This window comes from Alcaligenes sp. Me129 (assembly GCF_050487245.1).
GTDB classification, from domain to species: Bacteria; Pseudomonadota; Gammaproteobacteria; order Burkholderiales; family Burkholderiaceae_B; genus Alcaligenes; species Alcaligenes phenolicus.
In genome coordinates this window covers 1-20,889 of the sequence record NZ_JBKQGX010000032.1, presented here as the reverse complement: position 1 = coordinate 20,889, position 20,889 = coordinate 1, and the positions used below count along the sequence as shown (strand labels likewise).

Annotated in this window: 15 protein-coding genes; 5 read left to right on the top strand and 10 right to left on the bottom strand. The window is 56.5% G+C overall.

Going from position 1 to position 20,889, the window contains the following annotated elements; all coding sequences use genetic code 11:
* Together ACLPGZ_RS19390 and ACLPGZ_RS19385 are read right to left on the bottom strand one after the other, a co-directional pair.
* Positions 1–245 (bottom strand): alpha/beta fold hydrolase (locus ACLPGZ_RS19390; RefSeq protein ID WP_429641883.1); only part of this gene is annotated, 245 nt, incomplete at its 3' end.
* Positions 246–306: 61 nt separating this feature from the next.
* A complete protein-coding gene (locus tag ACLPGZ_RS19385; protein ID WP_429641881.1) occupies positions 307–2,565 on the bottom strand; it encodes a xanthine dehydrogenase family protein molybdopterin-binding subunit in 2,259 nt (752 codons plus the stop codon).
* A gap of 400 nt (positions 2,566–2,965) precedes the next feature.
* Between ACLPGZ_RS19385 and ACLPGZ_RS19380 the strand changes: the two genes are divergently transcribed.
* On the top strand, positions 2,966–3,442 hold the full coding sequence (locus ACLPGZ_RS19380) for a (2Fe-2S)-binding protein (protein ID WP_429641879.1): 477 nt from the start codon (positions 2,966–2,968) through the stop codon (positions 3,440–3,442).
* Positions 3,439–6,279 (top strand): c-type cytochrome, encoded by a 2,841-nt coding sequence (locus ACLPGZ_RS19375; protein ID WP_429641877.1) that lies wholly within the window; start codon positions 3,439–3,441, stop codon positions 6,277–6,279. The genes ACLPGZ_RS19380 and ACLPGZ_RS19375 overlap by 4 nt, the downstream gene beginning before the upstream one ends.
* Before the next feature lie 155 nt (positions 6,280–6,434).
* Here ACLPGZ_RS19375 and ACLPGZ_RS19370 read toward each other — a convergent pair whose 3' ends face one another.
* From ACLPGZ_RS19370 to ACLPGZ_RS19345, 6 genes are all read right to left on the bottom strand, one after another.
* The gene (locus ACLPGZ_RS19370) at positions 6,435–6,983 is read right to left on the bottom strand and encodes a DUF924 family protein (RefSeq protein ID WP_321291605.1); all 549 of its coding nucleotides are present in this window, start codon (positions 6,981–6,983) and stop codon (positions 6,435–6,437) included.
* A gap of 48 nt (positions 6,984–7,031) precedes the next feature.
* A complete protein-coding gene (locus tag ACLPGZ_RS19365; RefSeq protein ID WP_226349801.1) occupies positions 7,032–7,811 on the bottom strand; it encodes an ABC transporter ATP-binding protein in 780 nt (259 codons plus the stop codon).
* Positions 7,808–8,575 (bottom strand): ABC transporter ATP-binding protein, encoded by a 768-nt coding sequence (locus tag ACLPGZ_RS19360; protein ID WP_035273692.1) that lies wholly within the window; start codon positions 8,573–8,575, stop codon positions 7,808–7,810. Before ACLPGZ_RS19360 ends, ACLPGZ_RS19365 begins: the two co-directional genes overlap by 4 nt.
* A complete protein-coding gene (locus ACLPGZ_RS19355) occupies positions 8,572–10,467 on the bottom strand; it encodes an ABC transporter permease (RefSeq protein ID WP_115634370.1) in 1,896 nt (631 codons plus the stop codon). Before ACLPGZ_RS19355 ends, ACLPGZ_RS19360 begins: the two co-directional genes overlap by 4 nt.
* A 67-nt stretch (positions 10,468–10,534) precedes the next feature.
* Entirely contained in the window at positions 10,535–11,752 is a 1,218-nt protein-coding gene (locus ACLPGZ_RS19350) for an ABC transporter substrate-binding protein (RefSeq protein WP_115634371.1), read from the bottom strand.
* 417 nt (positions 11,753–12,169) lie between these two features.
* Entirely contained in the window at positions 12,170–12,757 is a 588-nt protein-coding gene (locus ACLPGZ_RS19345) for a hypothetical protein (protein WP_429641874.1), read from the bottom strand.
* 186 nt (positions 12,758–12,943) lie between these two features.
* Between ACLPGZ_RS19345 and ACLPGZ_RS19340 the strand changes: the two genes are divergently transcribed.
* On the top strand, positions 12,944–15,376 hold the full coding sequence (locus tag ACLPGZ_RS19340; protein WP_083054511.1) for a penicillin acylase family protein: 2,433 nt from the start codon (positions 12,944–12,946) through the stop codon (positions 15,374–15,376).
* 73 nt (positions 15,377–15,449) lie between these two features.
* Here the strand turns inward: ACLPGZ_RS19340 and ACLPGZ_RS19335 are convergent, their stop codons facing one another.
* Positions 15,450–16,562 carry a GGDEF domain-containing protein gene (locus ACLPGZ_RS19335; protein WP_009464009.1) on the bottom strand — a complete coding sequence of 371 codons (1,113 nt, stop codon included), beginning with the start codon at positions 16,560–16,562 and terminating at the stop codon, positions 15,450–15,452.
* 115 nt (positions 16,563–16,677) lie between these two features.
* Entirely contained in the window at positions 16,678–17,592 is a 915-nt protein-coding gene (locus ACLPGZ_RS19330) for a LysR family transcriptional regulator (RefSeq protein WP_009464011.1), read from the bottom strand.
* 106 nt (positions 17,593–17,698) lie between these two features.
* Between ACLPGZ_RS19330 and ACLPGZ_RS19325 the strand changes: the two genes are divergently transcribed.
* Both ACLPGZ_RS19325 and ACLPGZ_RS19320 read left to right on the top strand, forming a co-directional pair.
* Positions 17,699–19,288 carry a sulfatase family protein gene (locus ACLPGZ_RS19325; protein ID WP_239054614.1) on the top strand — a complete coding sequence of 530 codons (1,590 nt, stop codon included), beginning with the start codon at positions 17,699–17,701 and terminating at the stop codon, positions 19,286–19,288.
* A 37-nt stretch (positions 19,289–19,325) separates the two neighbouring features.
* Positions 19,326–20,297 carry a Bug family tripartite tricarboxylate transporter substrate binding protein gene (locus ACLPGZ_RS19320; RefSeq protein WP_239054615.1) on the top strand — a complete coding sequence of 324 codons (972 nt, stop codon included), beginning with the start codon at positions 19,326–19,328 and terminating at the stop codon, positions 20,295–20,297.
* Positions 20,298–20,889 lie beyond the last annotated feature (592 nt).

The window sequence follows — 20,889 nt, the reverse complement described above, 5'->3', positions numbered from 1 at the left end:
AGGCTGTAATCCATACCTTCAGCCGCTTCGCTCAAGCCGCGACCACGCACGTCTTGAATGTAGGTATCAAAGTGCTTGCCGAACTGCTCGCCCACAAAGCCCCAAGTTACTGCCGGGCTGGTAATGCCGGGAACGATGATGACTGCTGGGCGCTGATCGCGACCCTCGCTGGAGCCACCGTAACGCAAGTAATGCTGACGAATGCCATTGGCATGAACATGGCCGCCGTAAAGAAAGGTACTCATTAATCTGTCCTTGGATTGAAACCGTCAGGCCCTAAGCCCGACCCATGAAAACTGCTGCTGCCTAAGCCATTTGAGGCGTAGCAGCCAGCGCGGCCCGGACCACATCCGGTGTAAAAGGCACCTGCCGAAAACGTCGGCCAGTTGCATCAAACAAAGCATTGGCAATGGCCGAGGCACAGGGTACGGAGGCGGATTCGCCCGACCCCATAGGCGGCTCGGACTGCCTGTCCATCAAAATCACCGCTATGGGCGGGATACGCGGGAAATCCACAATGGGATAGGCACCCCACTCCGCACTGACTATGCCCTGTGCGTTAAAGCGCACCTGTTCATACAACGTGCGGCTCAAGGACTGAATCACATTGCCGTGAATCTGGTGACGCACACCGGCCGGGTTCACCATCTGCCCGGTATCCTGACCCACATAAATCTTCTGCACGTCGATCACGCCCGTTTCTATATGGACCCGCAAATCCAGTAACCAGGCTGACCAGGCCGCCCCGAAACCAGGGAACTTGCTGTGTATATAACGGGCGTACGACAGACCACGGCCATACAAATAGCCCTGCTCATCCGGCTGCCCGCGCGAACCACGCTGCCCAATCTGCCAGTGCCCCTTATCCGCCACCGCCTGCAGCAGTTCCTGAGCACGTTCATCCTGATCCAGATAACGCAGGCGATAGGTCAAGGGGTCCACACCCGCTTCCACTGCCAGCTCATCCAGAAAGCAGTCATGCGCAAAAGAGTTGGGCATGGCCGACACGCCGCGCAACCAGGAAGCGCGCACAATCGCGGGCATGTCCTGACACACAATGCGCTGCTTGGGATAGCTGTAAGGCGGTACGGCCGTACGGTCCCCCATTTCCAATTGACGGGGGGCCGCCGACTCCCGCCCCGTCAACAAGAGCGCCAGGTTCGGCGCATCGTTGGAGGGGTAATGGGTCACAAAATCGTAATGACGCAGTTGCCCTTGGGCATCAATGGAGCCTTCGACATCCATCAACTGAGCAGCGCCTTTAGGCTCCCAGCCGTGTTCTTGCTCTCTTGTCAGTTGCACACGCACCGGCGCACCTACGGCTTGGGACAAGAGCAAGGCATCCGCACACACATCGTCAGCACAATTACGGCCATAACAACCGGCCGCTTCGTGACGGATGATCTCCAGACCGGCCTCGTCCTCGTCCAGCAACTGGCTCAAATGAACGCGCAACATATGCGGGTTCTGCGAGCCTGACCAGATCCGGCTATGACCGGGCTGATAGTCCGCCACTGCGCAAGACGGACCAATAGAGGCATGCAGCTGAAAAGGCCAGACATAGCTACGCTTCAAGCGTTTGCCTTCTGGCGGCAGCTCGTCAAAACCCGGCCCTTTATCGGCCAGCAAACGCTCTGTCATGGGCTGACGACGAATCAGCTGCTCCAGATTGCTCATATCCTCCAGCGGAGGAATCGCTTTCCAGCGCACTTTCAATTCGCGAGCAGCACGCATGGCGTGTTCTTCACGACGCGCGACCACACCAATAAAGTCGCCAATCACCACGACTCGCACATCGTCGCCAATATGACGGATGGACTCCTCGTCCACGGATTCCAGGCTGCGACCGATGAAGTCGCCGCTATCACGCCCTATATAAGGAGGACGCACAACACGGCCATGCAACATACCGGGCACGCGCACATCGTGCACATACACCCACTGCCCTGCGACCTTGCCCGGAATATCGACACGCGCCTGGGCTGTCCCTACAATGCGCAATTGTTCGGCCGGTTTGGTGGGAGTTTCTTTATCCAGATAGGCCCGCAGTTCCAGACCCTCCAGCAGTTTCCAGTACGTCAGGCTGCGCCCGTCCGGGGCAATGATGGTGCCGTCTTCCACGCGTAATTGATCGGCAGGCAGTGCCCAGCGTTCTGCGGCTTGTGCCAGCAGCAATTGACGTGCTTGAGCCGCCGCCTTGCGCAGCGGTACAGCATGAATCTGAATCGAAGCACTGGCGATGGTGGGGCCTTGATTGGGCACCGCATCGGTATGACCCAGCACCATTTGCACGCGTGCCATGGGCACATCCAGCTCGTCGGCCACAATCTGACTCAGTGCAGTTTGAATGCCGGTACCCAGATCCACGTGCCCATTAAAAGCGCGCACCCAGCCCTGTTCGGACACGGCGACAAAGACATCGTCGTGCGCCTGCAAATACTCGGACACCACGCCGGGCTGGCCGGGCGAAGGCTTGGGAGGCCGCGCCGGTGCCGCTAAAATCAGCAAGGTGCCAGACGCCCTGAGCAAGTCTTGCTGCTGGTGGCGCGGCGCATCGTAAGACATCACACTCTCCTGGCTGGGCTTTATATAAGGGGCTGGAAACCGGCCATCAGGGCTCCATCCCTGAAAACCTGCCTGAAACGCCCCCTGGCAAAACATTGATTACTAGCGTACACGCCCTAATAAAAACAAATGCAGTGCGCTTCAACCCATTTATCGCAACTACTATAAAGAGAAAATCAAGGGCTTAATAATCAGTGTAAACCCTATATTAAATAAGATTAGACCGAATTTCGAACGGCTTCCCAAGAGGGCTTTGATTGATACCTCAAGGAAGTAGTAGAATCTATTTACTCGATAAATTAAAGTGTATACACTTAATTTAAGCATATCAATACCGAGCTGATAAAAGCACCGCACACGCTGTCCGACAACAAGGTGCGATCTACCAAAGGTGAAACCCATGAACCCTTGTACTCGCCCGCACACCTTGCGGGTCAATCAAGAGACCCACATCATCGAGGTGGAACCCGATACGCCGCTGCTTTATGTATTGCGTAACGACCTGGAACTGAATGGCCCCAAATTCGGCTGTGGCCTGGGTGAATGTGGCGCCTGTACGGTGCTGGTCGATGGTGTGGCCGCCCGCTCCTGTGTTGTGCCTGTCAGCCTGGTAGAAAACCGTGAGATCACTACCTTGGAAGGCTTGGCCCGGAACGGCCAGCCTAATGATGTTCAGCAGGCATTTATTGACTGCCAGGCCGCACAATGCGGCTATTGCCTCAATGGCATGGTCATGACCGTGCAGGCCCTGCTGGAACGCAATCCGCAAGCCACCGAAGAGCAAATTCGGGACGAGCTGCGCTATAACCTGTGCCGTTGCGGCACGCACGTAGAAATCATGCAAGCCGCTGTACGCGTCGCAAAGGCCCGGCAATGAGTCATTCAGTACAAGACCTTTCCCGAGCGTTGTGGCCGGAACTGCCTGCTGGCACCAGCCTGCTGCATGGCGCTGTTGTGCGGCCTCCTTACTGGTCGTACGAGAACGGGCAGTATCTGGGTGCTGAATTACAGACAGTAAACCAGCAGGCCGCCCTGCAAGTGCCTGGTGTCGTGGCCTGTGTGCATATGGGCAATTTTCTGGGTGTGCTGGCGGTGCAAGCCGAGCAGGCTCAGCAAGGCGCTGCTTTGCTGGATGCACGTTGGGCTACGCCCGTAGCGGCAAACCAGGCTACGCTTCCAGCGAATGAGGAAGTTGCTGCTACGCTTAGCACCCCCGATCAAAGCTATGAATGGCAATCTGCCGCCGAGCATCAGGAAACTGCCTGGGCCCGTGCCTGTTATCACGACAAACAGCTTTATGTTTGGGCGCATACGCAGCGCCCCGCGGCCCTGCTGATTGAGCTGCAAGCCTTGAGCGGCCTGCCCAGCGAACAGATCCATTTGCAGGATATTGCCGGTAATCAGGCCGATGCTTACGACTGTGCCATGGATGCGGCAGTCATGGCCTTTGGGCGCCCCCAGGCCGTACAAATTCGTGCCAGCCACAGTGCAGACATCATTCGCCTGAGTGTCTTTAAAGGCACTGCAGAGCCAAACGACCTGAATGCCCATTTGCGGGCCACCCGCTGGCAACTGAATACCTTGTCCGGTGCGCGCCCTTCTCTGGCGGCCATTCTTTGCGGTCAGCCAGGTTTGCCCAGCAGCGGCCCGGCCGTAAAAAGTGATTACTTCTCCGCCCCTACACCTAACTATGATGGCGCAGCCGCCAGCAGCGACCCCGACAGCCTGGCCCAGGCCACGATCTTTGCTCAAGAGTCGCAGTTCGATCAAGACTGCCACAGCCTGGGACTGGACCCCTTGGCGGCACGACTGGAACAAGTCAGTAGTCCCCAAGGTCGAGATCTGCTGCAACGGGTTGCCGAACAGTCGGACTGGTCCGAACCCTTGCCCGCCCATCAAGGCCCTTTACGCAAGGGTCGCGGGCTGGCCTACAGCCATATTGTTGAACACGTCCCCGGGCAAGCTGCACGCGAGCAGTGGTCCGCCTGGGCCGTGGATGTTAGCGTCGATACCCGCCAAGGCACACTCAGTATAGACAAGCTGACCATTGGCCACGACAGCACCGAGCTGGGCACTCCCGAGCAGGCCACGGAGTCCGCGCCTGCCTTGGCCGACCGACTGAGTCGTTGGGCGCAGCAACTGCTAAACAACGGCGTGGGCAAAGGCGGTGAAGGTCATAGCGACAGCCCCGTCAAAGAAACAGCCGACAAGCCAGCCGTTCAGCTGGTCAAACGGGAGTCTGCTGTAGGCCAGCCTTTGGCCTGGAATCAGGGCGTGGAACTGCCTGCCGCTGCCGCCATTGCCAATGCAATTTTCAATGCCAGTGGCATACGCCTGACCAGTGCGCCCTTTAGCGAACAGTCTTTGACACTGGGCTATCAGGCCGATAAGACAGGCAGCAGCAAAAAACGCAAAGCCTGGTGGGGTGCCTTGGCCGCGGTCGCCACCGGCACAGTCTTGAGTGCCCTGCCCTGGCGACCTGCCATTGCACCGGTCGGCCAAGTGGATACCTCCATCTTTTCAGAGCTGGCCATCGAACGCGGCCGCCTGGTTGCGATTGCGGGCGACTGCATGGTCTGCCACACCGCTGAAGGCGGCACACCCAATGCGGGCGGTCTGGGTTTGGATACGCCGTTTGGCACGATCTATACCACCAACATCACCCCGGACAAGGAAACCGGCATAGGCAGCTGGAGCTACAAAGCCTTTGAACGTGCCATGCGCGAAGGTATTCATCAGGACGGTCGCCACCTGTACCCGGCCTTCCCTTACACGGCCTTTGCCAAGATCAGCGATGAGGACATGCAGTCCCTCTATGCCTACTTGATGACGCAAGAGCCGGTGAAATCCGAAGTGCCTGAAACCAAACTGCCCTTCCCCATGAATATGCGGCCTTTGGTAGCGGGCTGGAACCTGCTGTTTCACCGTGATCCGAATGCCTACGTGCCGGACCCCACGCAAACTGTGCAGTGGAACCGGGGAGCCTATCTGGTCAATAGCAGCGGCCACTGTGCCGCCTGCCATAGCCCGCGCAATATGCTGGGAGCCGAGAGAGGGGGTGAAGCGAATTTCCTGGCCGGTGGTTTTGCGGACAACTGGGAAGCGCCTGCACTCAATAGCTTGTCCAAAGCCCCCATCCCCTGGACAGAGCAGGAGCTGTACCAGTACTTGCGTACCGGCTATTCGCCCCGTCATGGCGTGGCAGCAGGACCAATGGGACCGGTCGTGGCGGGTTTGGCAGAACTGCCTGAATCCGATGTCCGCGCCATGGCGCATTATCTAAGCAGCCTGAACCCGGTCGAGAGCGAACAAGAACAAACGCACGCCGCCCAGGCCGCGCTTTTGGAGCAGAACAGCCGCAGCAATAAGGAAGTGATGTTGATGCCGGGCGAAAACCTGTTCAACGGCGCTTGCGCTGTTTGTCACGACCCGCGCGGTGGGCCGGTGCTATTTGGTGCCCGCCCGTCCCTGGCCTTGAACAGCAATCTGCACAGCGAGCATCCGGACAATACGATTCAGGTATTGATGCACGGCATTACCCGTCCGGCACAGCCTGCTCTGGGCTCCATGCCCGGTTTCAAGAACAGCATGAATGACGAGCAGATGGAAGATTTGCTCAACTATATGCGGGCGCGTTTTGCTCCGGACAAACCAGCCTGGACAGGACTGAAAGACAAGATTGCAACCATACGGGAGCAAAAGGGACACTTGTAGACCGGGCTGGTCCGCAGATAGTGTTTAGATAAGGGGTAAACGAACCAAAGGCGGCTTCAAGTTTTCACTTGGCCGCCTCTGTTTCATGGTGCATCGCCTTCAGACTTGGCCCAGGCCAAGCCCAAGATCCCAGCCTGGCCCGGACTCAAAACCCATCAGCCGGAAAAACCACCGGCCTCCAGGAACTTCTGCTCTTCCTCCGTGGTAGTACGCCCCAGGATCGAATTACGGTGCGGGAAGCGCCCAAAGCGCTCCACCACATCCAGATGCTCCTCAGCGTGGTCCAGCCAGGGACGGCCAATTTCCTGATTCAGACGCACGGCCTCTTGCTGATCGGCCAGGTTCTCTGCATGGGAATACGGCAGGTAGCAGAACACCCGACGCTCCACCGGAATCTGTTTATCCAGCCCCTTGGCCACCATTTCCTTGGCAATCGCCAACCCCTTCTCATCGGTCGCATACATGCGCGTGGTATTGCGAAAAGAGTTGCGCGGAAACTGATCCAGCAGAATCAGCAAGGCATAGGCTCCTTCTGCCGTCTGTGCCCAATCATCCAGCTCGCCCCTGGCAGCACGTTCGTGCCAGTCCAAAAACCGTTCGCGAAATTCCCGGTCAAAGTCATCGGACTTGCGAAACCATTTCTCTGGCCCTGATTCAACCCAGAAATCAATCACTGCCTGAGGATTGGGACGTGCATCTGCCATGGTGTTCTCCTGGAGCCGGTCTGGCCTCCAATACGGGGAGGCCCGAAGTTAGACGGACAGGTAAGTGCGCCGCACTTGCTCGTTGGCACTTAATTCCTGCATGGCGCCACTGTACCGTATTTGCCCCTTTTCCAGCACATAAGCCCGATCCGACACCAGCTCGGCAAAATGCAAATTCTGCTCGGACAGCAAGATGCTGACACCGGCCTGCTTCAGCTCCAGAATCATGTGCACCATCTGCTCCACAATCACGGGAGCCACGCCCTCGGATGGTTCGTCCAGCAAGACAAGATAAGGATTGCCCATCAAGGTGCGCGCGACGGTCAGCATTTGTTGCTCGCCCCCGCTCATCTGCCCACCGGGCCTGTCCTGCATTTGACCCAGATTGGGAAACAGGCTGTACAAGCGCTCGGGCTGCCAGTGCGGAGCTGCTGTACCATCGGGCCAGCGCCGTGCTGGCTGACGTCCCACTTCCAGATTTTCCGTGACGCTCAGGTCGGTAAAGATACGCCGGTCTTCGGGCACAAAGCCCAAACCCGCACGTGCGATTTCAAAGGGCTGCTTGTCGTGAATGGCCTGGCCCATGAATTCAATATGACCGTCGCAGCGCTCCATCAAACCCATAATGGATTTCAAGGTAGTGGACTTGCCCGCACCGTTACGCCCCATCAAGGCGACCACTTCACCACGTTGCACGGTCAGTGACAGGTCAAACAAGATATGCGCGGCACCGTACCAGGCATTCAAGCCATCCACACTTAGCAAAGGCTGCTTGTCGGCCACGCCTGTGGCAACCCGCTCAGAACCGGCTACTAAATCCTGCGTCATGCTGGCTCCTTGTTCTCGAATGTTTTGCCTGTACCAAAGTACACCTCCTGCACCTTGGGATGCTGACGGATATAGTCCGCATCCCCTTCTGCCACCAGCCGACCACGGGCCAGCACCAACATGCGGTCCGAGTGCTCGAACACCACGTCCATGCTGTGCTCGGTAAAGAGCACACCCATATTGCGTTCGATCACCAGCTTTTTGGTCAGGCGCATCAACTCATTACGCTCTTTGGGTGCCATGCCTGCCGTGGGCTCATCCATCAGCAAAAGACGGGGATCATTGGCCAATGCAATCGCCAGCTCCACCCGCTTCACGTCCCCGTAAGCCAGCTCGCTGCAAGGGCGTTCAGCCTGCGCCAGCATACCCACCTGATCCAGCAAATCCAGCGCACGAGCCCGTTCGAACTGAGCCGCCCGACGCCAGAAGGAAAACAGTTTTTTCTGATGTGCCAGCAAGGCCATCTGCACGTTTTCCACCACCGTCAGGGACGCAAAAGTTGCGGCGATCTGAAAGGTACGGCCCACCCCCAAGGCAGCAATCTTGCGCGGGGCCAGCCCTACCAGTTCCTGATCGCCCAAACGCACTGACCCGGCTGTAGGCGTCAATTGCCCGCCCACCATATTAAAGGTGGTGGTTTTGCCAGCCCCATTGGGGCCGATCAAGGCCAGAAACTCTCCGGCCTGCACATCAAACTCGATACCGTCTACGGCCAGATTGCCGCCAAACGCTTTTTTAAGACCTCGTACTTGCAGCAAACTCATGACGATGCCTCCGGTGCTACGCGGCGATGCGCCCAGCGTTTGAAAAAGCCGGCAATACCCTGCGGGAAAGCCAGAACCAGCAGCAGAATCACGCCACCGAACAAGGCGCGCCAATACTGTGTAATGCCCAGGAAGAAATCCTGCAGCAAAGTGAATACGGCTGCACCCACCACTGGCCCAACCAGAGTTTGCAAACCACCCAGCAAGACCATGACCAAGCCATCCACGGACTTGTTCACTGCGATCACTTCAGGCGAGACGCTACCTTTGGAAAAGACAAACAAGGCACCGGCCAGACCAGCAAACGTACCTGCCAGAACAAAGGTCAGCCACTGCACACGCTTGACGGGGATACCAATGGCCTCGGCCCGCAAGGCCGAGTCCCGGCTGGCACGCATGGCGTAGCCAAAGGGGGAGAACAAGATGCGACGCAACAGGAAGGCCGCTGCCACCACCAGCAGCAAGGCAAAGTAATAGTAGCGATCACCCGACAGCCACTCCGCAGGCCAGATACCGACCACGCCATTGGAGCCACCCGTAAAGCTGTCCCACTGATACACAATCGACCAGATAATCTGTGCGAAAGCCAGGGTCAGCATGGCCAGGTAAACACCGGACAAACGCACACAGAACCAGCCAAAGATCAGCGCACCCAAACCTGCGACAGCTGGAGCCAAGACCAGAGACCAGCCCATGGACAAGGCCGCCGCCTTGAACAACAGGGCAGCCGCATAAGCGCCTAGACCAAAGTAAGCAGCATGACCAAAGGAGTTCATGCCCCCTGGCCCCATCATGAAATGCAGGCTCAACGAGAACAGGGACAAAACCAGAATATCCAGAGCCAGCACGGGTGCGTACGGGAACCAGTCGCTCATCAAAGGCAAGGCCGCCATCACACCCAGAACCACCAGCACCATGATCTGGAACGCTCCACTACCAGCACGCAGGGGCGCTTCGATAGGAGCCGAGTTACGGCTGACAGCTTGAGCACGCCCGAACAAGCCCCAGGGCCGGAACACCAGCACCACGGCCATGAAGATGAATTCCACCACCAGCGTCAACTTCGGAAAGGCAAAGTCCACACCAAAGAAGGTGACCGTGCCCAGCGCAATACACAGGGCTTTCAATTCAGCGACGATCAGAGCAGCCACGTAAGCGCCGGGGATGGAGCCCATGCCACCGACCACCACAATCACAAAGGCATCCCCAATCACGCTCAAGTCCAGCAGCAGATTGGCGGGCTGACGCGGCAATTGCACAGCACCACCCAAACCCGCCAGGAAGGCACCCAAGGCAAACACACCCGTAAACAACCAGGCCTGATTCACACCCAGCGCACCCAGCATTTGTCTGTCGTGGGTCGCGGCGCGCACCAGCACACCCCATCGGGTACGGGTCAGCAAGAGCCACAGCAAGCCCAGCACCACCGGACCGATCACGATCAGCACCAGGTCATAGACCGGGAAGAAGCGACCTGCAATAGAAATAGAGCCGTTCAAACCCGGAGCCAGCGGCCCCAGCAGATCTTCCGGCCCCCACACGGCCAAAGCGCCATCATTAATCACCAGCACCAGGGCAAAAGTGGCCAATAACTGGAACAGCTCGGGCGCTTTATAAATACGCCGCAGCAGCACGATCTCCAGCAAGGCCCCCAAGGCGCCGACCAGCAAGGCCGCCACAATCAAGCCTGCCCAGAACCCCAGCGCCGAGCCCCCCATGAACTGCACGGTGGAGTACGCCATGTAGATGCCCAGCATATACAGGGAACCGTGTGCAAAGTTGACGATACGTGTCACCCCGAAGATCAGGGACAAACCCGCCGCCACCAGGAACAAAGACGATGCCTCGGCCAGCCCGTTAAGGAACTGCACCCATAAACCCGATAAGGCCATTACTGCCTCGCGTCAGAAGTGGCGCGCCAGACGGCGCGCCGATCTACGAAATACTGCGTTGTTGGAATTATTGATTGGCCGCGGCAGGACGCCACTGGCTGACTTGCTCATCCGTAGGCTGTACATCTTTGCCATCGGCGTAACGGATATTGGTCATGATGCCCTTGCCGTCTTGTTTGGCCAGCACACCCACATACGCCCCCTGCGTGGATTGCTGATCTTGCGTACGGTAAGTGATGGGACCAAAAGGTGTGACCACATCCAGACCACGGAAGGCTTTGATCATGGCTTCCGTGTCGGTAGAACCGGCTTTTTCAATACCGGCGGCAATCGACACAATGGTGCTGTAGCCAATAATCGTGCCCAGGCGTGGGTGCTCTTTGTACTTGTCCTGATAGGCTTTCAGGAAGGCATTGTGCTCGGGCGTGTCGATGGCGTACCAAGGGTAGCCTGTCACAATCCAGCCTTCTGGCGTTTCTTCACCCAAGGGGTCCAGATACTCCGGCTCGCCAGTCAACATGCTGACTACTGGCAAGGCAGGGCTGAAGAACTGGCGCTGATTACCAGCCCGAACCAAACGAGCCAGGTCGGACGCAAACAGCACGTTAAAGACCGCATCAGGCTTGGCTTCGGACAAAGCCTGCACTACGGCACCAGCATCGACCTTACCCAGAGGAGTAGCCTGTTCAGCCACGAACTCGATATCGGGCTGGGCTTCTTTCATCAAGCTCTTGAAGGTGGCAACAGCGGACTGACCGTACTCGTAGTTGGGGTACACAATGGCCCAACGCTTCTTGTTCAGCTTGACGGCTTCGGGCACCAGCATGGCTACCTGCATATAGGTAGAGTTGCGCAGGCGGAAGGTATAGCGGTTGCCATCGGCCCAGACGATCTTGTCGGTCAAAGGCTCGCTGGCCAGAAAGAATACTTTTTTGTGTTTGGCAAAGTCGGTAATGGCCAGGCCGATATTGGACAGGAAGGTCCCGGTCAGCACATCCACTTTTTCACGCGAGATCAATTCCTCGGCCGCACGTACCGCATCGCCGGGATTGGAGTTGTCATCCTTGATGATCAATTGCAGCTGCTTGCCGTGAATCCCCCCGGCCTGATTGATCTGCTCAACCGCCAGTTCCATCCCGTTTCGATAGGGCCCCAAAAACGCGGGCTGGGATTTATAGCTGTTCAGCTCCCCGATCTTGATCACCCCCTCGGCGGCAGCGGTGGCCCCCAAGGTTTGCAACATCATCGTTCCTGCCAGTGCTACCCCTGCAAATGTCTTGTTCATTGTCTTCTCCGTGGGCTTGTGAGGCGAAACACGACTCAGCAACTTGTCTTGTTTTAGTGATTTAAAGTGTACACATGGTATTTTTTGGAGTAAATCGGCCAAGACCTAGGGATATACCCTTGAACACTTTAAACATAAAACACAACAAACCAGGCAGAAAGCCGTTACAGCAAGGAGATCAAGAAGAAATGAGCACAAAAAGTAGATAGCCTGAAAAGAAGATAATTACCGATATACAGTGACTACACTTAATAAGCCCAAAGATTAAAACGCAACCACCCCGCCTGGTTCCTGCACGCGCCGAATCATGGTTTTCATAAACTGCTCCATCATATCCGGCAAAGGGGAAGCAAACGGCTAAAAACGCTAGAAAGGCTTATGAGCTACTGCTCTGGAGTCACCGCGCCAAAGTGGCAATCAGCCACTGCGAGTCTCGTGAACTTTCTGCCCCGCCGAGGGTAAATCGTATAACTGAGGGGTGCGCGTTGGGTTGAAGTCCTGCCATTGGCCATCACTCCAATTGCCGTTGGCCCATTCAATCGCGTAGCCCCCATTGCGCTGCAATTCGCGCACTAGTACCGCTTCCTCGGCCGACCCCAGACGCGCCGCCAACATGACGCCCGAAACACGATTTAAAGGCTCTTTTTCAGGCTTATGGCCACCCAGCTTCACGATCCCGCCCACCATGGCACCGATGTAAGCCCCCAAAGCCGCAAAGGCAAGCAACAGCAGCTGAGGCCAGCTTGTCATGCTCAATAGCCACCAGCCCAGGGCGATCCCCAAGACGGCCCCTAGAACGACACCCAGGATGGCACCCAAACCACCTCCTCGGGCAGCCTTGTCCAAAGTTCTGTCACCTCCAATCGGATACTGCGCATGCTGACCTCCTAGTTTAAGGTAGAAAATCTGCAGATCCTGACTTTCCAAGCCCAGCCCCTGCAGGACTCGCGCAGCTTGTTGGGCCTGATCAAACGTATCGAATTCCGCCGCAATAATGCGTTCCATAACAAGGCTCCCCAATAAATGTGTTCACCAAAGAACCAGCAAGTTTCGTTCCCAAACCCCGCTTCTACTGGGGAAATCCTCTAGAAGGTTTCACCTGGAAATATCAATGCCTAAAGAATTTTGACGTTATATTCTCAAGAGATAAAAAAACGTAGCCTTCCAGGCTATTCTTTTGGAGACAAGATTTTGACTTTTCCCCGTCGCTTTCCATCCCGACTGACTCTTGGCGTGTTGACCACCAGCGTCTTGCTGGCCGCCTGTGCCAGCGCCCCCTTAAGTGAGCGCAGCGTCACCATCAAGCGCGACAGCTACGGCACTCCTCATATCTATGCCGACAGCACTTATGGCCTGTTCTATGGCTATGCCTATGCCGTGGCTACAGACCGTCTATACCAGATGGAAATTGCCAAGCGCTCTGGCTGGGGAACCGTGGCAGAAGTTCTGGGACCGGACTTCCTGGAGCTGGATAAAGTCACTCACAATAATATCGATCCGGACTCTATCCGCAAACAATTGGCCGCTCTGTCCAAAGAGGACCGCGCCATGTTCGAGGGCTATGCCGCTGGTTTCACCCAACGCGTTCGCGAGGTGAAAGCCCAGCGCGACACCTTGATGCCCAAGGAGTTTCTGGATAAAGGGTTTGAGCCTTCTGAGTGGCAGCCTGAAGACATTGCTATGGTCTGGGTGGGCCTGATTCTGAACCGCTTCTTTGCTGGCACGGCCGAAGTGGCCAACCTGAGTCTGCTGGAAACCCTGAAAGCAGACCAGGGCGCGGAACGTGGCGAACAACTTTACAAACAACTACGCTGGCTGAACGACCCGACTGCCCCCACCATTATTCCGCAGCCTGACGCCAAGGCAGCGCTAGCCGATTTGCCTACGCATTTGCAGGCTCTGTCCGCACAAGCGGCGCAGGACTACCTGCACAAGCAAGCCGTGGCCTTGGGCCCCACCGTGGCCGCAGGCACACCTACTGCCAGCAATGCCTGGTTGCTGGGCCCCGAAAAGACAAGCCACGGTCATGCCGTGCTGTACAACGGCCCGCAACAAGGCTGGTACACCCCGTCCATTACCTATAGCGTCGGCCTGCACGGTGCCGGCTACGACCTGACCGGCAGCACGGCCGTTGCTCTGCCCGCTATTTTGTTCGGCACCAATGGCCAGATTGCCTGGGGCTCCACCGTGGGTTCACTGGACACCAATGACGTCTACCAATTGCGCTTGAAAGACGGTGACCCGCATAGTTACTGGTACAACAATGCCTGGCACCCCATGGAGCACAAGCAGGTACGCATCAAGGTGCGTGGTCAGGACGATGTGACGCTGGACGTTTACCGCGCAGCTCAAGGTTATGTCAGCAGTTGGGACAAAAAGAACAACACCGCCTACGCCAACCGTCGCACCTGGGAAGGCCGGGAAATTGAAACCTTGCTGGGCTGGGCCCATGCGGCCAAGGCCAAGAACTGGGATCAATTCATGGCTCAGGCCTCGCGCGTCAGCGCTTCCATTACCTGGTTCTATGCCGACACCCAGAACAATATCGGTGCGGCAGCCTTGGGCCTCTTGCCCAAGCGCCCAGCCAATCAGGCGATCCAGTTCCCTGCAGCGGGCGACGGCAGTATGGAATGGCAAGGCTTCCTGAGCTTTGATCACAACCCCAAAGTGCTGAACCCGCAGCAAGGCTATATCGCCAGCTGGAACAACAAGGCCTACGGTGCCTTGCTGGCAGACAACTCCAACTTCTCCTATGTGGACCGTGTGCAGGAACTGCTGGCACCGCTACAGGCCAAGCAGCGCCTGAGTGACGAAGAAATCTGGGGCATTGACTCCCTGGGTGCCCGCTCTGATCTGAATGCCCGCTACTTCGCCCCCATCATCCAGGAAGCTGCCAAGCTGCCACGTGCCAGTGCACTGGCACGTCAGGCTGCCGAACAACTGAAAGGCTGGGACTACAAGCTGCACGTGGCCAGCAATGGCAAACAGTACGAAGGCAGCGCCCCAGCCGTGATGCAGGCCTGGATGCAAGCCGCAGTGCCCGTATTCCTGAAAGGTCGTTTGCCTGACAGCGTCTACAACACCTACACACAAAGCCTGTACCCAGCCATGGATGATCCGCGCAGTGCCCAGCCCGCTGCGGCCGCCAAGCTGATCTGGAATGCCATTCAGGGCCCGGCTGCTGGTGTGCCACAAACAATTGATTTCCTGCAAGGTCGCCCGGCCCAGGAACTGGTGCTGGACGCACTGGAGCAAGCTGCTGCCTCGCTACAGAAATCACAGGGTGCACAAGCCCAGCAATGGCGTGCTCCAGCCGTATCCATGCTGTTCGCCGCACGCAATGCGATTGGGGTGCCTTGGTCTGACCCTGCGCACGAGCGCCGCATCATGCCTTATCTGAACACCGGCAGCGCCCGATTCCAGTATGTGCTGGACCCCACCGGCGTGCGCATGTGCTCGGTTATGGCTCCCGGTCAAAGCGGTTTCATCAATCCTGAAGGCGAAGCCAGCGCCCATCACTCGGATCAGTTGGAGATGTTTGCTGCCTTCAAGTGCAAGAGCGATGCCATCAGCGCTCAGGACATCGACAAGGCCAGCCAGGATAGCCAAACCCTGCGCTACTAAGCCGTCAATAGAAAACGGGGCCTGGAGCGGTACACGCTCCAGGCCCCGTTTCCTTGTGCTTCACCCGGCAGGCTTAATCCCTCGCTACCACCTGGTTACGACCAGCGCGCTTGGCTTGATACAAGCGCTGGTCAGCCTGCATCAGGACATCCTCAATCACCTGACCGGGCTGACACACCGCCAAACCCATACTGGCCGTAATCTGAAAAGCCTCGCGGTCGTGGTTATAAAAGGTTTGTGCCTGTACCTGGCTCAAAAGCAGATCGGCAAAACTCAAGGCCTGTGCATCACTACGTCCGGCCAGAATCAGCACAAACTCCTCGCCACCATAACGGGCCGCCAGATCATCCGGCCCCAGCTGCGCCTTGAATAAAGAGGCAGTACGCGTCAGCACGTCATCCCCTACCGAGTGACCGTGGGTATCGTTGATCTGCTTGAAATGATCCAGATCCACCATCAGCACATGCAGCCTTTCATGCACTGGTCCCTGTCCCAACTGACGGCTAATCGCGCCCCGGTTCAACAAGCCGGTCAAGGTATCGTGTGTGGCTTGCCGATATAAACGCAGCAAAAGTCCCAGGTGGAAATAATTGGCTGTTAAAGCGACGACCAGCAAGGCTGTCAAAAGCCAAAGATCCTGTAAACCTTTCATGCTTAGCCAGGTTCCCGAACTGACACTGGCCAAAACCTGCAAAGCAATTAACGCGCCCCCCACCAAGGCTGATTCCAGCAAAGTGAAAGGAAAAATGCTTAAGGTGGCCACCAGCAGGAAAGGAATAAAGCCATACCCCAGTACAACGTACTGGCCGGCCCCGGAGAGGGTCAGCAGCATATAAGCGTAAAAAGAGGCCGGCAAAATAAAGACCAGGCCGCTTAAAACATAAATGCGGGTAATGCGCTGGTGGCCATTGAAAGCCAGCCATACGCACAAGATCAATCCCCCCAGGCTTAAAACCCGTATCGCCATCAAATGCGCGGGCCAGCTGGGCAAGACCAGCCAGTCCATCAAAGTCCAAAGGGGGGTCAGCAAAGCAAATAACAAGCCGACCAGAATGACACGGCTGCGCAAATACTCCATTCGGGCATGAATGAAGTCACGAGAATGATATTTCCCGCTCAGTGTGTCGCGCACCGAGCTAATACTGATCGCTTGCAAGTTTTTCCAGCCTTCCAGAATTGTTCCCATCAATCAATTCGCTAAGAAGAAACAAAGTAACATAACGGCAATTTTTAGTTACATGAGTTTGAAAAACAAGCTGTCAGTTCTTTCAGGGTCAGCCCGCGCTGACCCCGACTTACAATCACACCACTTGAGGTTGCTTACTCATCCAGCTAATTACCTCTTCCAACATCGGTTCGCCCGAATCCTGCGGGCGCCACAACAGACCCAGTTGACCATGCAAGCGCGGGTCGCTCCAGTCCAGGTTCAAGATACACAGCTCCGGGTAGACCGGCACCATGCTGCGTGTCATGGGCACTAAAAAGTCGCTATTGACCGCCACACGGGCATTGGTATGTGCGTAGGCGGACTCAATGGCGCAGGTGGGATACGGCAGGCCCTTGGCATCCAGACCCAGTTCAAAACTGCGCCGCATCGGGCTGTTTCGTGGTGGCAAGATCCAGGGATACTCCAACGTCTGCTCCCAGGTCACTTCATCTTGCTGTGCCAAAGGATGCTTGCGGCAAGCCGCTACCCCCAAAGGCACCATACCCAAAGGCAAATACGCCATCGCCGGGTTACGGCCTGCTTCATCCACACGGCCAATGACCAGATCCAGTTCGCCCTGTTCCAGATTACGACTCAAAATATCCAGCGTGCCTTCTTGAATACGGATATGGCATTGTGGATCGCGCTCGTGCAAATACACCAGCAACTGCGGCAAATAAACCGCAGCCACCATAGGCGAAATACCCAAAGTAAATTGCTGGCGAAAACCCTGCCTGTATTGCTCCAGGGTTGCATTCATGCGGTCAAGGCGATTCAACACCCCCTGGGCCTGGGAAACTAGCGCCAGGGCGGCTGGCAAAGGCTCAATGCCGCGAGCATGACGCTCGAACAAGGGCATGCCTATATTGTCTTCAAAATCCTTGAGCCATTTTGACAAGGCAGGCTGAGTCATATTGGACTGCCGGGCCACATCGCTCATGCTTTTTTCTTCGCACAAACGAATTAAAACCTGCAGATGCTTCAAGCGAATGCGTTCACTCCAGCTCATGACTTACCTATATGAAAGAGGTATATATACCTGCAAGTTATTCAATTTAACATTATGGCTACTGCTTCCATAATGGGGATACCCAAAGCTACAAAATAGGCACTTCATGTCTCAGTCAGTACCCAATTTTTTATTGATCATTGCGGATCAACTCCGCGCAGACCATTTGGCTTGTTACGGCAATAAAGAAGTTAAAACGCCCAATCTGGATGCGTTAGCCGCTCGCGGTTGGAGTGCTGACCGATTTTACGTCGCCACCCCCATCTGTATGCCCAACCGTGCGTCCTTGATGACAGGTCGCATGCCCTCGGTGCACGGCGCCCGTCACAATGGTGTGCCCCTGCCACTGGATTCCAGCACCTTTGTCGATGTACTGCGCCAGGCAGGCTGGAGCACAGCCTTGGTCGGCAAGGCGCACCTGCAAAATATAACGGATACGCCCCCGCTCTACCCACGGCCGGATGATCCTCCAACCAAGGGAGAAGCTCGCCCTCCTCTGCCTACCAACGATTACGGCCAGGAATGTGGCCAATGGTGGCGCGATCGCGCCGATCACGGTGTTCAGCTACCTTTTTACGGCTACGAGCACGTGGACCTGGCCATTGATCACGGCGATCAGGTCTGGGGCGACTATGGCCGCTGGCTGCAGGATGAACATCCTGAAATCGCCGCCCTGTCCGGCCCTGAAAACGCCATCCCGACTCCGGACTACGAGTTAAGCCGCATTGGCCAAGCCTGGCGTACCCGTGTGCCAGAAGAGTACAGCACCACGGCCTGGATTGGTGAACGGACCCGCGCTGTGCTGGACAAATATGCCCAGGAACAACAGCCCTTCTTTATTCAGTGCTCCTTCCCGGACCCGCATCATCCCTTCACTCCGCACGGTCAGTACTGGGATATGTACAAGCCTGAAGAGGTCAGCCTGCCCGACTCCTTCCACCTGGGCCCGCATCCCCTGCCTGCCCATCTGCAATTGCTGCATCAACTGCGCGATGAAGGCAAAGCCATCAAGCACACTCCTACGCTGTTTGCCTGTTCCGAGCGCGAGGCCCGCGAGGCGATTGCGCTGAACTACGGTTCCATCACGCATATTGATGCCGAGATCGGGCGCATTCTGGACCATCTGGAGCGCACTAATCAGGCGGAAAACACCATCGTCATTTTCATGAGTGATCATGGCGACTTCATGGGCGACCATCAATTGATGCTGAAGGGCCCTGTGCATTATCAAAGCATTATTCGCAGCCCCTTTATCTGGTTTGACCCCAAGGATGCGAAAACTCAAGGCACAAGTGAGGCGGTCTGCTCTACCATTGACGTCGCGCCTACAGTGCTGGAGCGTGCCGGCCAATTGCCCTACAACGGCATCCAGGGTCGCTCCTTGCTGAAAGTGATGCACAAGGAGCCTGTGGAATGGCGCAAAGGCGTACTGATCGAAGAAGAAAACCAGCGCAAGCTGTTCAATACGCCTATTCGCACCAAGCTGCGTTCGCTGGTCACGCAGCAGCACCGTCTGAGCCTGTATGAAGGCGGTCAAATTGGCGAGCTGTACGATCTGCAAGCCGATCCGCCGGAACAACATAATTTGTGGAATGAACCTGACGCGCAAGCGTTAAAAACAACGCTTTTGTGTCAATTGATCGATACCATGATGGCTCACAGCGAAACCAGTCCCTTGCCTTTGGCGATAGCGTGAGCTGAACACTGTTAATTACCCCTATCTGGAGACATCTATGCCCACCCTTTCCTTGCTGCGCAAAGTAAGTATTTGTGCGCTGATCTTACCTTTGGCTACACCAGTCCATAGTGCCGAGGTGGCCACCATTGTGGTCAGTTCCGTGGCAGGAGGCCCGCTAGATGTCCTGGGTCGCATGTTGGCCCGCGAAGCCACTGAAACCACCGGCCAGACGATTGTGGTGGAGAACCGGGCGGGTGCAGCCGGTACGATTGCTGCAGAGGCAGTGGGCCGGGCCAAGCCGGATGGCAATACCTTGCTGCTGACACTGGATACGGTTGCGACAGCCAACCCGCATATTTACGTCAACAGCAAGTTCAAGATCGGGGAGTCCCTGGATCTGGTGTCTTTGCTGGGTACTTTTGACCAGGTTCTGGTGGTTCCCAGCAAGACCGGCATCACAACACCTGCCGAGTTTCTGGAGCGCGCCCGCGCCAAGCCCATGAATTACGGCTCGGCCGGTATGGGTTCGCCTGGGCATTTGATGATGTCGGCCTTGACGCAAGATAGCGGTATCAAGCTGGATCACATTCCGTATCGCAGCAATAGCGCTGTGGTCAATGATATGTATGGCGAGCGTCTGGACAGCGGCTTTCTGACGATTGCCGGTGTCTTGGGTCCGATCAAGGAAGGTTTGCTGACTCCCTTGGCGACTTCTGGCGGCAAGCGCAATCCTTTACTGCCTGAGGTTCCTACTTTGGCCGAAGCAAAGCTGCCTGGATTGGAAAACTTTAACGAGAGCTTCTCGTATCTGGTTTTCACCACCAAGGGTTCGCCTCCAGAGAAGATCAAGGCATGGAACGATTTGCTCAGCGATATCGTGAAGCGTCCGTCCACCGCCGAGACTTTGCGGATGCTGGATATTCAAGCCTATGACTCATCCAAGGTTTCTCCAGCCCAATGGGTGCAGCAGCGTAACGCTCGCTGGGAACAGATTGTGCGGGATAACAATATTCGCTCTGATCAGTAATTGTTGGAATTACAGCCCCTGGTTTCAGGGGCTGTTTTTTTTGAGGCTGTATAGGTTCGAGGGGATTACTGAGAGCAGGCTTTCTTCGTGAGTTGCTTTGGGGTAAGGACTCAACGGTTGGTGAGGAGGCTGCTCGTACAAAGAAGGGAGCAGGAGCAGGGAGCCGGTTAGTGCAGGTGTAGTGGTGTTCGGGCTGAGCACTTGCCGGTGCTACGCACCGGTGCCCTTGTCAGTTTGGGAATCCGGGCGCCCTGTGAACTCGCGGGGTACTTGGTCCCCCGGACCAAGTACAAACGCCCCGCTCAAACAGCACAGGGCTTGCATCCCGAATTCCCAAACTGACCGCGGCAAGTACTCTGAATCGCCCGAACACCACTACACCTGCACCAACCGGCAGACTCACATTGCTCTGCTCCCTTCTTTTCAAGAGCCCAACTGAATGGCTCAATGCGATATGAGGTTTGCTGCTTTTACGCCCTGTTTATAGTGCGAAAGCAATAGTGCCAGAAGAGCCCCAACAACAACAACAACAACAACAACAACAACAACAACAACAACAACAACAACAACAACAACAACAACAACAACAACA